Origin of the sequence: Streptomyces flavofungini (assembly GCF_041028215.1) — a bacterium.
In the GTDB taxonomy this organism is placed as follows: domain Bacteria; phylum Actinomycetota; class Actinomycetes; order Streptomycetales; family Streptomycetaceae; genus Streptomyces; species Streptomyces flavofungini_B.
The window spans coordinates 1-13,025 of sequence record NZ_JASKYR010000142.1 but is presented as its reverse complement, the minus strand read 5'-3'; the positions used below and the strand labels follow the sequence as shown (position 1 = coordinate 13,025).

The 13,025-nt window shown below is 71.9% G+C and carries 12 protein-coding genes; 4 read left to right on the top strand and 8 right to left on the bottom strand.

Annotated features, from left to right (window positions below):
* Both AB8Z36_RS12755 and AB8Z36_RS12750 read right to left on the bottom strand, forming a co-directional pair.
* The coding region (locus AB8Z36_RS12755; RefSeq protein ID WP_369213372.1) for a helix-turn-helix domain-containing protein at positions 1-251 on the bottom strand (251 nt) is incomplete at its 3' end.
* Between the two features lie 445 nt (positions 252-696).
* A complete protein-coding gene (locus tag AB8Z36_RS12750) occupies positions 697-1,584 on the bottom strand; it encodes a Gfo/Idh/MocA family protein (protein ID WP_369213371.1) in 888 nt (295 codons plus the stop codon).
* Between the two features lie 190 nt (positions 1,585-1,774).
* Between AB8Z36_RS12750 and AB8Z36_RS12745 the strand changes: the two genes are divergently transcribed.
* Together AB8Z36_RS12745 and AB8Z36_RS12740 are read left to right on the top strand one after the other, a co-directional pair.
* The gene (locus AB8Z36_RS12745; protein ID WP_369213370.1) at positions 1,775-3,247 is read left to right on the top strand and encodes an MFS transporter; all 1,473 of its coding nucleotides are present in this window, start codon (positions 1,775-1,777) and stop codon (positions 3,245-3,247) included.
* Positions 3,248-3,255: 8 nt separating this feature from the next.
* Entirely contained in the window at positions 3,256-3,861 is a 606-nt protein-coding gene (locus AB8Z36_RS12740) for a TetR/AcrR family transcriptional regulator (protein WP_369213374.1), read from the top strand.
* On the opposite strand, the gene AB8Z36_RS12735 is transcribed toward AB8Z36_RS12740, so the two are convergent.
* The gene (locus AB8Z36_RS12735) at positions 3,812-4,825 is read right to left on the bottom strand and encodes a DMT family transporter (protein WP_369213369.1); all 1,014 of its coding nucleotides are present in this window, start codon (positions 4,823-4,825) and stop codon (positions 3,812-3,814) included. The genes AB8Z36_RS12740 and AB8Z36_RS12735 overlap by 50 nt on opposite strands.
* Positions 4,826-4,931: 106 nt before the next feature.
* Here AB8Z36_RS12735 and AB8Z36_RS12730 point away from each other — a divergent pair, with 106 nt between their 5' ends.
* Both AB8Z36_RS12730 and asnB read left to right on the top strand, forming a co-directional pair.
* Positions 4,932-5,555, top strand: coding sequence for a TetR/AcrR family transcriptional regulator (locus tag AB8Z36_RS12730; RefSeq protein WP_369213368.1), 624 nt, complete (start codon positions 4,932-4,934; stop codon positions 5,553-5,555).
* A 251-nt stretch (positions 5,556-5,806) separates the two neighbouring features.
* Positions 5,807-7,648 (top strand): asparagine synthase (glutamine-hydrolyzing), encoded by a 1,842-nt coding sequence (gene asnB, locus AB8Z36_RS12725; protein ID WP_369213367.1) that lies wholly within the window; start codon positions 5,807-5,809, stop codon positions 7,646-7,648.
* A gap of 27 nt (positions 7,649-7,675) precedes the next feature.
* On the opposite strand, the gene AB8Z36_RS12720 is transcribed toward asnB, so the two are convergent.
* The 5 genes from AB8Z36_RS12720 to AB8Z36_RS12700 form a co-directional block, all read right to left on the bottom strand.
* Positions 7,676-7,951: a plasmid mobilization protein gene (locus AB8Z36_RS12720; RefSeq protein ID WP_369213366.1), complete on the bottom strand. Its 276-nt coding sequence runs from the start codon at positions 7,949-7,951 to the stop codon at positions 7,676-7,678.
* Positions 7,952-8,208: 257 nt separating this feature from the next.
* On the bottom strand, positions 8,209-8,964 hold the full coding sequence (locus AB8Z36_RS12715; RefSeq protein ID WP_369213365.1) for a sulfite exporter TauE/SafE family protein: 756 nt from the start codon (positions 8,962-8,964) through the stop codon (positions 8,209-8,211).
* Positions 8,965-9,107: 143 nt separating this feature from the next.
* Positions 9,108-10,343, bottom strand: coding sequence for an RNA polymerase sigma factor (locus tag AB8Z36_RS12710; protein WP_440581902.1), 1,236 nt, complete (start codon positions 10,341-10,343; stop codon positions 9,108-9,110).
* On the bottom strand, positions 10,337-10,750 hold the full coding sequence (locus AB8Z36_RS12705; protein ID WP_369213364.1) for a YciI family protein: 414 nt from the start codon (positions 10,748-10,750) through the stop codon (positions 10,337-10,339). Before AB8Z36_RS12705 ends, AB8Z36_RS12710 begins: the two co-directional genes overlap by 7 nt.
* A gap of 243 nt (positions 10,751-10,993) precedes the next feature.
* The gene (locus AB8Z36_RS12700; protein WP_369213363.1) at positions 10,994-12,523 is read right to left on the bottom strand and encodes a DHA2 family efflux MFS transporter permease subunit; all 1,530 of its coding nucleotides are present in this window, start codon (positions 12,521-12,523) and stop codon (positions 10,994-10,996) included.
* Between the last annotated feature and the right edge of the window lie 502 nt (positions 12,524-13,025).

Genomic DNA, 13,025 nt, shown 5'->3' with positions numbered 1-13,025 from the left:
ACCCACTCCTGTTCGTTCAGGCCGAACAGGCGGGCCACGTCGCGCAGAAGAGTGGTCGGCGGGTTCGGGTAGTTGCCSGATTCGAGGCGGTGGTACGTGCCGAACGTACGGTGCAGCAACTGGTCGACCTGGTGCTGCGAGAGGCCGGGCGCGCGCCGGCCCTGACCGCTGGGGCGGGAGAAACCATGCGATTCGGGGGCGATGAGGGCGCGTCGTTCGCGGAGCAGAGCGCGCAGCGCCGTCTTGTTCATGGTGGGTAATCCCTCTTGTACACGCCGAGTTGGAGCATCAGCAGTCTAAATATTCGCACCTTCTTTGGGACTAAACATTGCCCGAAGAAAACGATCAGCGGCTGCGGCATCATGGTGGGCGCGACCTCGCCGACCTGCACCTTTGATCGTCGGCGAGTGCGTGTGCACAACAGTGGGGCATCTTGTCCGGGGAGCCAGAGAATGGCTGAAATTCCCCGGCATCGGGTACCCCCCAGGCCCATCGGGCCGTGGCGGGAAGTGTGAGGAACGGTTGTTCGTATTCCGCTCCATGTGAGCGGAAACAGGGCAAGCGGGGAACCCCACAGGGCTTCTTCCCGGACCGGCTCCATGGGGCCGCCGGCTGCGGTCGGTGCCGTCACTCGCCATTACGTAGCGGCCACGGTACCGACCGCCCGCGGGGGTCCCGGTTCTTGTGCCGGTTCTTCTAAACCGACGCGATCCGCTCCTCCGCCCGCGCCAGGATCTCCGTGACGCGCAGTCCGAAACGGACGTCGCACGGGTGCGCCGTGCCGGTGCGCACGGCCGAGACCAGCCCGTCGACCGCGGTGCCGATCGCCTCGTCCGACTTCTCCCACGCGGGCAGTACGGCGATGCCGTGCTCGCCGCGGAACTCGACCGCGAGGCCCGCGCCCTTCTCCGGTGCCGTCAGGCTGAGCGCCGCCGTGCTGGACGCGCCGCTCGTGTGCCGCAGGATCAGATGGACCGTGTCGCGGGGACCGCGCGCGGCCGTCACCTCGCTCACGTCGCCGAGGACCGGCAGCAGCATCGAAAGCGCGTGCGGCCCCACGTCCCACAGGCCGCCCCTGCTCTCCCGCCACGGGGAGGAGAACGCGGCGTCCCCGTCGGGCTTGTAGAAGGCCCCGAACCAGTCGGCGCGGCCGGTGAACCAGCCGCCCGTGCCCTGCTGTTCGGCGAGCCAGGCCGAGGTCACGGGGGCGAAGCGCAGGGTGAAGAAGACCACGGACGCCACCCCGGCGCGCTCGGCCGCCTGCGCGAGCTGCCGCGCGGCCTCCGGCGTCGTGGCCACCGGCTTGTCGAGGAGCAGGTGGCAGCCCGCGGCGGCGGCCCGCGCCGCGAGCGGCGCCTGCACGTCCGGCGGCACGGCGAACGCCACGGCGTCACTGGCCGCGAAGAGCTCGTCCACGTCCTCGTACACCGCGGTGCCGTGCGCGGCGGCCAGCGTCGCCGCCGCCTCCGGCCTGCGGCCCCATACGCCGGTGAGATCGGTGTCCGGGTGCTTGGCGAGGGCGGGGGCGTGGGTGGCGGTGGCCCAGGGCCCGGTGCCGACCAGGCCGATGCGGAGTCGGTTCATGGGGCGCAGTATGCCCGGAGCGGTTCGGCGCAGCTCCGTGCCGGGGTGCGGGGTCCCGGCGCGAGGAGCGCGAGTCGGCCGCCTCCGGGACCCCGGAAACCATGGTGAATTTCCATTCACCCGCCACCCGCGACCGCTATGGTGAATTTCAATTCACCAAGGATCGCCTCAGTGCCGCGGGGGACTGCCGATGGAGCCCGTGCCGATATCCACTGAAGTGCGCGGTCCGCGTGCTTCGCTCGCCGTTCCCGTCCTCGCCTTCGGCGGGATTCTGATGGCCGTCACCCAGACGGTCGTCGTCCCCCTCCTGCCCGATCTGCCCCGGCTGACGGGCAGCTCACCGGGGGCCGTCTCCTGGCTGGTCACCGCGACGCTCCTGGCCGGCGCGGTCCTCACCCCGGTGCTCGGCCGCGCCGGGGACATGTACGGCAAACGCCGCGTGCTGCTGCTCGCCCTCGGCCTGATGACCGCCGGTTCCGTGCTGTGCGCGCTCACCTCCGACATCCGGCTGCTGATCGCCGCCCGCGCGCTTCAGGGCGCCGCCGCCTCCGTGGTGCCGCTGTCCATCAGCATCCTGCGCGACGAACTGCCGCCCCGGCGCACCGGTTCCGCCGTCGCCCTGATGAGCTCCACCGTCGGCATCGGCGCCGCCCTCGGGCTGCCGCTCGCCGCGCTGATCGTGCAGTACGCGGACTGGCATGCCATGTTCTGGGCGACGGCCGCCCTGGGCGCCCTCGGTCTGGGGCTCACCTGGTGGACCGTGCGGGAGTCGCCGGTGCGCTCACCGGGGCGGTTCGACATCCGAGGTGCCCTCGGTCTCGCGGCCGGTCTGGTCTGCCTGCTGCTCGCGGTGGCCCAGGGCGGCCAGTGGGGGTGGGGCAGCGCCCCGGTGCTCGGACTCCTCGCCGGGTCCGCCGTCATCCTCGCGGTGTGGTGGTGGACGCAGCTCCGCACGCCGCAGCCGCTGGTCGACCTGCGCCTCGCCGCCGGGCGGCGCGTCGCGCTGCCGCACGTGGCCGCGCTGCTCGCCGGGTTCGCCTTCTACGCCAACTCCCTGGTGACCGCCCAGCTCGTGCAGGCGCCCGCGGCCAGCGGCTACGGCCTCGGCCTCTCGATCGTCGCGACCGGCCTCTGCCTGCTGCCCAACGGCGTGATCATGCTCGCCCTCTCGCCGCTGTCGGCCCGTATCTCCACCGCCCGGGGCCCCAGGATCACCCTCGCCGTCGGGGCGGTCGTCATCGCCCTGGGCTATGTCGTACGTATCGTCGACAGCACGCGGTTGTGGGTGATCATGCTGGGCGCGGCCGTCGTGTCGACCGGTACCACCCTCGCGTACTCGGCACTGCCCACGCTGATCCTGCGGGCGGTGCCGGTCGAGCAGACGGGCTCGGCGAACGGGGTGAACGTCCTGATGCGCACCATCGGCCAGAGCGTGTGCAGCGCGGCCGTCGCGGCCGTACTCGTCCGGCACACCAGCACGGTGGGCGGCGCGCACATCCCCACCCTGGGCGGCTACCGGCTCGCGTTCGCCCTGGCGGGCACGGTCGCGCTCGTCGCGTGCGCGGCGGCCTTGGCCATACCCTCTGACCCAGCCCGGGAAGAGGCGCGGGCGCCCGCAGGGAGCGGCGGGTCCGCCCAGGACACGGCCCTGGAAGGAACGTGAGCGTGACCGTGGGGAGAAAGGACGCCGCCGCGACGGCGAACCGGGCCGCGGGGCCGGTCACGGGCGGCCGCAGGGACGCCGAGGCATCGAAGGCGGCCATCATCCGCGCCGCCAGGCATCTGCTCGCCCGCCACGCGCATGGCGACATCACGCTCAAGGCGGTGGCCGAACGCGCCGGGGTGAGCGCCCCGTTGATCCTGAAGTACTTCGGCAACAAGGACGCCCTGTTCTCGAAGGTGATGTCCTTCGAGGCGGACGCCGGGGCCTTCCTCGACGCGCCGCTGGCCGACCTCGGCCGCCATATGGTCCGGCACCTGCTCACCGGCCAGGCCGAGCGCGGCGCCGACCCCATCCTGCGCATCGTCTTCGCGCCGCTCCACGGCGAGCGGGGCGACATCCTGCGCGCCAACTTCCGCGCCCAGGTGGTCCAGCGGCTGAGCGAACGCCTCTCCGGACCCGACACCGGGCTCCGCGCCGAGCTGGCCGTGAGCATGCTGATCGGCCTGGGCGCGATGTACGGCATCGCCCGCGGCCCCCATCTGCGCGAGGCGGCGATCGCCGACGTCACCGACCGCTACGCACCCGGCGTGCAGGCTTATCTGACCCCGGAGTGACGCCCCCGGCCTCGACGGAAGGCGCGGGAGCCGTGCGTGCGGGGGCCGTGCGGGCGGGAGCCGTACCAGAAGGGGCCGTACGAGAGGCCGTCGTACGGGGAGCCGTCGCGCCGCGCCGCACGACGAGCACGGCGGTGAGTCCGACGGCCAGGCCGATCGCCGTCTGCGCCCCGAAGGGCTCGCCGAACATGAGCGCGCCCCACAGGGCGGTGACCGGCGCCATGAGGAACATGAGCGTGTTGACCTGGGTGACCCCGGAGCGCCGCAGGATCAGCCAGTACAGGCCGTACCCGCCGAAGGTGGAGAGCGTCACGAGCCAGCCGATGGCCGTCCAGAAGGACACCTCGGCCGGTGGCGTCGCGGACCGGGTCGCCAGGGCAAGTGCGGTGAAGATGACGGCACTTGTGACGCAGTGCACGGTCATGGCCACCGAAGAGCGCACGGGCCGGGGTGCGCGCCGGTCCAGGAACGTCGCCGCCACCAGGGAGAACATGCCGAGGAACGGCACGAGATAGGCCCACAGGGCGGTGCCGCCGCCCGCGAAGTCGGCGGCCGTCACGACGCAGACGCCGGTCACGCCGAGACCGAGGCCGATCCACTGGGTGCGGGTGACGAACTCCCCGAGCAGCGGCCCGGCGAGCGCGCCCGCGACGAGCGGCTGCGTCCCGTCGATCAGTGCGGTAGTGCCGCTGGAGACGCCGAGCTGGATGGCGTAGTAGACGGTGAGGAGGTAGCCGCTCTGCGACAGCGCGCCCACGAGGGCCTGCCGCGCGATGTCACGCGCCGCGAGACCGCGCCAGGCCGCCCGGGTCAGGGTGAGGGCCACCAGCGCGAGGACGATCGCCAGGGGCAGGAACCGCCACATCAGCACGGTCACCGCGGACGCGCTGCCCGCGCCGAGCTTGGCCCCGATGAACCCGGAGCTCCACGCCAGCACGAACGCGGCCGACAGCAGGACGTTCATGAGTGCTCCTCTCCTCGCCCCCGGCGGACCGGGGTATACCGATCTGTTTACTGCCGTGCCGCCGAGTGTACGTGATCGGATAAACCGATCGGTTTACTATGGGGGCATGACCGAGAAAGCGAGCGGTGCCGCCGCCGGACCCCGCCGTGTCGCCATGACCCCTGGGGCGCGCCGGGTGCTCGACGCGGCGGCGCGGCTCTTCTACGAACGCGGCATCCACGCCGTCGGTGTGGACCTGATCGCCGCCGAGGCGGGGGTCACGAAGAAGACGCTCTACGACCGGTTCGGCTCGAAGGAGCAGATCGTCGTGGAGTACCTCGCCGAGCGGGACGAGCGCTGGCGGGCCTTCCTCGCGGGGTATGTGGACGAGGCTCCGGCGCCCCGCGACAAGGTCCTCGCCGTCTTCGACGCCTCGCACGACTGGGCGGTGGACCACATGTCCAAGGGGTGCGGCATGGTCAACGCGCACGCCGAGATCAGTGACCCCGCCCACCCCGCGTATGCGATCATCACCGGCCAGAAGGCGTGGATGCTCGCGCTCTTCACCGGCCTGTCCGCGGAGTTCGCCCCGGACCGGGCCGGGCGCCTGGGGCGGACGCTGATGCTGCTGCACGAGGGCGGTCTGGTCGCGAGCGGCCTGCGGGTCTTCCCGGGGGCGCTCGAAGAGGCGCGGAAGGACGCGGAGGAGCTGCTGCGCTCCGCCACCGCAGGGGATGCGGCGGATCGCTGACAAGTATGGACAAGTCTTTGCCCGTGGCCGGAATGCTTCCTTCCGCGATGCGGAGGGCCGCCGGAGCTGAGGGCCGGGTGACGGGTGCGGGCCGTGCCGCGCCCTCTCGCCCTGGCAAAGTGCGGCCGAAACCGTGGGGTGGCCGCGCCTGCCGGGGGGCATCGCGGTGTTGACCGGGCGCGCCACGCGGAGCACCCTCGATATATAGATGCTAGCTACATCTAGTTCGGCGAGAACGCGGGAGGAAGCACATGTGTGGCATCACCGGCTGGGTCTCCTTCGACCGTGATCTGACGGCCGCGGCAAGCACCCTGGACGCCATGACGGAGACGATGTCCTGCCGCGGTCCCGACGACCGCGGCACCTGGACGAGCGGGCCCGCCGGGCTCGGGCACCGCCGGCTCGCGATCATCGACCTGCCCGGCGGGCGCCAGCCGATGACCGTCGAGACGCCGACGGGCACCGTCGCCCTCGTCTACTCCGGGGAGACCTACAACTACACCGAGCTCCGGTCGGAACTGACCGGCCGGGGCCACCGTTTCACCACCGCATCGGACACCGAGGTCGTGCTGCGCGGCTATCTGGAGTGGGGCGAGGCCCTCGCCGAGCGGCTCAACGGCATGTACGCCTTCGCGATCTGGGACGCCCGGCACGACAAGCTCGTCATGGTCCGCGACCGCATGGGCATCAAGCCCTTCTACTGCTACGAGACCCCGGACGGCGTCCTCTTCGGCTCCGAGCCGAAAGCGATCCTGGCCAACCCGCTGGCCCGCCGCCGGGTCGGCCTCGACGGCCTGCGCGAGCTGTTCGCCATGGTCAAGACGCCGGGGCACGCGGTGTGGGACGGCATGCGCGAGGTCGAGCCGGGCACCGTCGTCACGGTCGACCGCTCGGGTCTGCGCAGGCACGTCTACTGGGAGCTGCGGACGCGGCCCCACGAGGACGGGCGCGAGGCGTCGATCGCGAGGGTGCGTGAGCTCCTGGACGACATCGTGCGCCGCCAGCTCGTCTCGGACGTGCCGCGCTGCACCCTGCTCTCCGGGGGCCTGGACTCCTCGGCGATGACGGCGCTCGCCGCGCGGCAGCTCGCCGAGCGGGGCGAGACGGTGCGCAGCTTCGCCGTCGACTTCGTCGGCCAGACCGACAACTTCGTCGCCGACGAGCTGCGGGCCACCCCCGACACCCCGTACGTGCACGACGTGGCGCGGGCGGCGGGCACCGAGCACCGCGACATCGTCCTGGACTCCCAGGCGCTCGCCGACCCCGACGTGCGCGCCAGGATGATCCGCGCGCGGGACATCCCGATGGGCTTCGGTGACCTGGACGCCTCCCTCTATCTGCTCTTCCGGGCGATCAGGGAGCACTCCACGGTGGCGCTCTCGGGGGAGTCCGCGGACGAGGTCTTCGGCGGCTATCTGCAGTTCTTCGACGAGAGTGCGCGCACGGCCGACACCTTCCCCTGGCTCGTGCGGTTCGCCGACCACTTCGGTGACGACTCCGGCGTACTGCGCCGTGAGCTGACCGACGCGCTCGCCCTGCCCGCGTACGTCAAGGACAGCTACGCGACGGCGGTCGAGGGCATCCGGCGGCTGGACGGCGAGAGCGACTTCGAGTTCCGGATGCGCAAGATCTGCCATCTGCACCTGACCCGCTTCGTGCGCGTCCTGCTCGACCGCAAGGACCGCGCGAGCATGGCGGTCGGCCTGGAGGTGCGCGTGCCGTTCTGCGACCACCGGCTCGTCGAGTACGTCTACAACGCGCCCTGGGCGCTCAAGTCGTTCGACGGCAGGGAGAAGAGCCTGCTGCGCGAGGCGACCGCCGATGTGCTGCCCCGGTCGGTGTACGACCGGGTGAAGAGCCCCTATCCCTCCACGCAGGACCCCAAGTACGCCGTCGCCCTGCAGGGGCACGTCAAGAATCTCCTCGCCGAGCCGGGCCACCCGGTCTTCGATCTGGTGGACAGGGAGCGGGCGGCCCGCGCGGCGCGCAGGGAGGCGCCGCAGATCACCCAGGCGTCGCGGCGCGACCTGGAGCGCACCCTGGACCTCGCGCTCTGGCTCGACCTCTACCAGCCGGAGCTGGTGCTCTCCTGACCCCGGGGCCCGCGCCATCTCCCGGGCTCACTCCTTGGGCTCGGCGGATGCCGCCAGGGTGTCGAGGAAGCGCTGGAGCGCGGGCGTCCCGTCGGCCCCCAGGCCCCGCTTGACCGGCGGCACGGACGCCCCGCGCCGGGCGTCCGCCGCCTGGCACGGCTCCAGCGGCTCGTCGGTCAGGACGGCCACCGACGCACGGCGTATGTACTCCGCCACCGGCACTCCGGCCCGGTCCGCCTGCCGCACGACCAGGGCGTACTCCTCGGGCGTGAACAAGACCTGCACAGGCTTGGCACCGTCCATGAACGCATGATGACGCTCGGGTCCCGATGGCGCCGTGCGGTTGGCATATTCGTCCCCGAAGGCGTGAAAACCGGGGAAGACGGGGACGGCGGGGGAGATCACGGCACTCGTGGCGCGGGCAGCACGGCACGAACGGCGCCGGAGACGCGGCACGTGAGGCGCCGGAGACGCGGCACGAACGGCGCCTGAACGGGAAGTGGCCCCGACCGGACGGGGGAATCTCGGTCGGAGCCTCTTCATGTTCAATGATAAACCATTCAGCGTACGAGCATGACCACCGACGCTGTGACGCCCACGACGACGATGAACCCGCGCATCGCGACCGGCGGCAGACGGCGGCCGTAGCGCGCGCCCACGAGCCCGCCCACGGTGGACCCCGCCGCGATGATCCCGGCGAGGGCCCAGTCGATGTCCGCCACCAGGATGAAGACGACGGCGGCGACGCCGTTCACCAGCGAGGCGAGGACGTTCTTGGCGGCGTTCAGGCGCTGGAGGTCGTCCAGGATGAAGGCACCGAAGAGGCCCATGAGCAGCACCCCCTGGGCCGCCCCGAAGTAGCCGCCGTAGACGCCGGTGGCGAAAACCCCGCACCACAGGGGCACGCCGCCGTCCCGCCTGCCTTCCGGGCCCCGCTCCTTCAGCCGCCGGTTCAGCCACGGCTGGAGCAGCACCAGGACGCAGGCGGTGAGGATCAGCACCGGCACCACCGCCTGGAAGGCGTCGGCGGGCAGCTTGAGCAGGAGCAGCGCGCCGATGAGACCGCCGATGAGCGACGCCGCGCCGAAGCGCACCAGGCGCCTGCCCTGCCCCTTCATCTCGCGCCGGTAGCCGTACGCGGCGCTGAGCGTGCCCGGCACCAGACCCAGACTGTTCGACACATTGGCGAGCACCGGCGGACAGCCGAAGGCCAGCAGGGTCGGGAACGTGATGAGCGTGCCGGAACCGACCACCGCGTTGAGCCCGCCCGCCGCGACCCCGGCGGCTCCGACCGCCACCATTTCGAGCGCTTCCACACGTCACCTCTCCGCCCGGCCCCGGTCCGGCTCTCCGGAGCCGCGGGCCCCCGGGTCGGCGCCCGTCACCAGGGCGCCGCCCGGACCTGTGATGATCTTCAATCCGGGGGGAGACCCAAGTCAATGCTCGGCCGCCGCCCGGCTCAGGGCAGCAGCCGGGCGGCGCGCGTCCGGAGGTAGTGCGCCTCGGGGCGGCTGAGGGTGCCCCTGGCCGCGGCACGGTAGGCGGCGATCGCCGCCTCGCGCTCGCCCGCCTTCTCCAGGAGATGGGCGCGTACCGCGTCGAGGCGGTAGTGCCCGCGCAACTGCTCCTCGACGGCGGCCAGTTCGCCGAGCCCGGCGCGCGGCCCGTGCACCATCGCGTACGCCACGACCCGGCCGAGCCCGGCCATGGGCTCGGGGGCGCGACGTACGAGCACGTCGTACAGGGCGAGGATCTGCGGCCAGTCGGTGTCCTCGGCGCGCGCCGCCTCGTCGTGCAGCGCCGCGATCGCCGCCTGCAACTGATAGGCGCCCGGCGGCCCCTGGGCGAGCGCCTCCTCGACCAGCGCCGTGCCCTCGGCGATCGCACGGCCGTCCCAGCGCCCGCGGTCCTGCTCGTCGAGCGGGATCAGCTCGCCGTGCGGCCCGGTCCGCGCGGCGGCGCGTGCCTCGGTGAGCAGCATCAGCGCGAGCAGGCCCGTCACCGCGCCCTCCGTCGGCAGCAGGCGGCGCACGGCACGGGTCAGCCGGATCGCCTCGCGGGCCAGGTCGGCACGGTGCAGGGCGTCGCCGGACGTCGCGGTGTAGCCCTCGTTGAAGATCAGGTACAGCACCTGGAGGACCACGGCGAGCCGCGCGTCGCGGTCGGCGGGGACCGGCTGCCGGAACGGCACGCCTCTGATCTTCCCCTTCGCCCTGCTGATCCGCTGCGCCATGGTGGCCTCCGGCACCAGGTGGGCGCGGGCGATCTCCGCCGTGGTCAGCCCGCCGACGGCGCGCAGCGTCAGGGCGACCTGCGCGGGCGGGGTGAGCGCGGGATGGCAGCAGAGGAAGAGGAGCGTGAGGGTGTCGTCGTCCGAGGGGGYGCSGSCCTCCCCAGGCGGGGGAGCGGTGAACGCGTCGCGCGGGGTGAGCAGGGCGGCGTCCTCCTCGCGCCGCCGCCGGGCCTCGTCCGCGCGCAGCTGGTCGACGAGGCGGCGCGAGGCCACCCTGATCAGCCAGCCGCGCGGATTGTCCGGCACCCCCTCGCCCGGCCACTGCCGGGCCGCCGCGAGGAGCGCCTCCTGTACGGCGTCCTCGGCGGTGGCGAAGTGCCCGTACCGGCGTACGAGCGCGCCGAGGACCTGCGGCGCGTGGCGGCGCAGCAGGTCCTCGGTCCCGGTGGCGGGTCTCAGCAGGCGCCCCCGGACCCGTGCACCGGCCTGATCACGACGGGCGGCTCGACGAGCCCCTCGGGTCCCGGGCACTCCGTGATGCGCACCGCGATCTCGGTGACCCGCTCCAGGCTCTCGCACTCCAGGAGCCAGTACCCGGCGAGCACCTCCTTGGTCTCGCCGTAGGGGCCGTCCGTGATCACGGGGCGGCCGTCCTTGCCCGCGCTGACGAAGCGGGTCTGCGCGGGCTCCGTCAGGCCCTGGGCGTCGATCAGCTCACCGGACTCGGCGAGGTCGTTGTTGAGGGCGCCCATGAAGGCGTACATCGCCTGGAGTTCCTGCTCGCTCCAGGCCGGGCTCGTCCCGGAGGGCTTGCCCGCCATCGTTTCGTAGTCGGCCTGGGAGCCCTGGACCATCACCAGATACTTCATGATTCACTCCTCGGTCGCGCCGTCACCCCTGGTGGATGACTTTCACCTGGGACGTCGGAGCGGGCGGTGCGTTCTCTACACCTCGCGGAAGAATTCTTTTCCGGACCCCCGGTTCCTTCCGGACCCCGGGTTCCGGACTCCCAGGCTAGAGCGCGGACGGCGTACTTTCGCGCTCCGCGCCCGGATCGCGCCTGCCTTGCGCGCGCGTCGCGCCGGACCGCCCGGGGGGCGTTGGCCGTGCCGTCAGCCCAGGTGGACGGGGGCCGGTCCGTCGGCCGCCTGCTGCGCCCTGGAGTTGACGGCGAGCGCGGTGACCACGAGGCCCGCGAGGAACATGGCGCCCGCGGCGACGAACGCCAGGGTGTAGCCGTGGGTGAGGGCGTCGGCGGCGTCGGCCACCAGGCCCTGGTCCTTGGTGGCGAGGCCGCGGTAGAAGGAGGCGGCCGCGTCGGGCAGCCTGTCGTTCGCCGCCGAGGTGGAGATGGTCGACAGGACGGCGAGGCCGAGGGCACCGCCGATCTGCTGGGCGGTGTTGAGCAGCGCGGAGGCGATGCCGGTCTCCTGGTGCTCGACCCCGCTGACCGCGCCGAGGGTCATCGGTACGAAGCCCATGCCGAGGCCGAGCGCCGTCACGAACATCGCGGGCATCAGATGCCCGGCGTAGGACGATTCGGGGGTGAGCGTGGCGAACCAGAACATGCCGATGGCGGCGAGCAGCAGGCCGGGTCCGGCTATCAGCCGGGGCGCGAGGCGGGTGATCAGCTTGGAGCTGAGGGTGGCCGCGATGCCCATGCCGAGGCTGAACGGCAGGTTGGCGAAGCCGGTCCTGACCGCGCTGTAGCCGAGGATGAGCTGCATGTAGAGCGTCAGGAAGTAGAACGTCGCCATCATTCCGGCGCCGATGAACAGCATCGTGGCGTACGAGCCCGCGCGGTTGCGGTCCCTGAACAGGCGCAGCGGCATCATCGGGTGCGCGGTACGGCTCTGGATGAAGAGGAAGGCGCTGAGCAGGACGGCGGCGACGACGAAGCAGGACAGGGTCAGGGTGTCGGTCCAGCCGTGCTCGCCGCCCCGGGTGATGCCGTAGACCAGCGCGATCAGACCGCCGGTGCCGGTGATGGTGCCGGGCAGGTCCAGGCGCCCCTTGTGGCGCTCGGCCTCGACGAGGGTCCTGGTCCCGGCGAGGACGGCCAGGCCGATGGGGATGTTCACGAAGAACACCCACCGCCAGTCGAGGGCGTCGGTCAGGACGCCGCCGAGCAGCAGTCCGACGGTGGCGCCGATACCGGCCATGGCGGCGTAGACCCCCATGGCCTTGTTGCGCGGCCTGCCCTCGGGGAAGGTCGTGGCGATCAGGGACAGGGCGCTGGGCGCCGCGACGGCCGCGCCGACTCCCTGGAGGATGCGGGCGCCGATCAGCAGGCCCTCGTTCGGGGCGAGTCCGCCGAGGAGGGAGGCCAGGGTGAACAGGGCGATGCCCACCTGGAACATCCGGCGCCGCCCGAAGAGGTCGCCCGCGCGTCCGCCGAGCAGCAGCAGGCCGCCGAAGGCCAGGGCGTAGGAGTTCACGATCCAGGCCAGACTGGCGTCGGAGACGCCGAGGGCGGTCTGGATGCTGGGCAGGGCGATATTGGTGATCGTGCCGTCCAGGACCACCATGAGCTGGGCGGCGGCGATCACGAAGAGGGCGAGGCCGAGATGGCGGCCCCCGGGTGCGGCACCGGGCGTTTTTGCCGGGGCGGGGGCGGTGACAGCGACGCTGTCAGCAGACATGAGGGAACTCCAGGGCGAGGCGTGCGGATATTCCTCCGGAATTCCGGAGAAAGAAAGTCTTGGCGAACCGCTTGGAAGGGCGGCGAACCGCGGTGCAATCCGAGCGGAACGGCGCTGAGAATGCGGCCTGGGCTCGGGACGAGTGAATACCCTAGCACCAGATACACGCTGGTGACCGGGGAGTTCGGACCTCACGCATCGCCCCGCGCAGCGCTTGACAGACGCCTTCGCGGTGTGAGCAAAGAGGCCGGAAGAGCCCTTCTCGGGGAATTTGCAATTCCGGGAAATGTGTGAGCACGGAAGTCGGAGAGAGCCGTTTGGTGGGTCCACGCTTCACCCCGAGAAGCAAATTGGCCGACTGCGTCATGGCCGTGCCATGCGGCCGGAGCGCATGGCCGAAGAAAACATCTCGCCCCATCGCCCGCAGGCCGACTAGCGTGCACCCTCGACCCGCCACGAACGCGGGCACGCGCGGGACGGGAAGCGGGTGAAAGTGACGGAC

Coding starts and splice junctions, on each gene's coding strand:
- AB8Z36_RS12705 (WP_369213364.1), bottom strand. CDS start 10,750: ATGAAGTATCTGGTGATGGTCCAGGGCTCCCAGGCCGACTACGAAACG.
- asnB (WP_369213367.1), top strand. CDS start 5,807: ATGTGTGGCATCACCGGCTGGGTCTCCTTCGACCGTGATCTGACGGCC.
- AB8Z36_RS12730 (WP_369213368.1), top strand. CDS start 4,932: ATGACCGAGAAAGCGAGCGGTGCCGCCGCCGGACCCCGCCGTGTCGCC.
- AB8Z36_RS12700 (WP_369213363.1), bottom strand. CDS start 12,523: ATGTCTGCTGACAGCGTCGCTGTCACCGCCCCCGCCCCGGCAAAAACG.
- AB8Z36_RS12720 (WP_369213366.1), bottom strand. CDS start 7,951: ATGGACGGTGCCAAGCCTGTGCAGGTCTTGTTCACGCCCGAGGAGTAC.
- AB8Z36_RS12745 (WP_369213370.1), top strand. CDS start 1,775: ATGGAGCCCGTGCCGATATCCACTGAAGTGCGCGGTCCGCGTGCTTCG.
- AB8Z36_RS12735 (WP_369213369.1), bottom strand. CDS start 4,825: ATGAACGTCCTGCTGTCGGCCGCGTTCGTGCTGGCGTGGAGCTCCGGG.
- AB8Z36_RS12750 (WP_369213371.1), bottom strand. CDS start 1,584: ATGAACCGACTCCGCATCGGCCTGGTCGGCACCGGGCCCTGGGCCACC.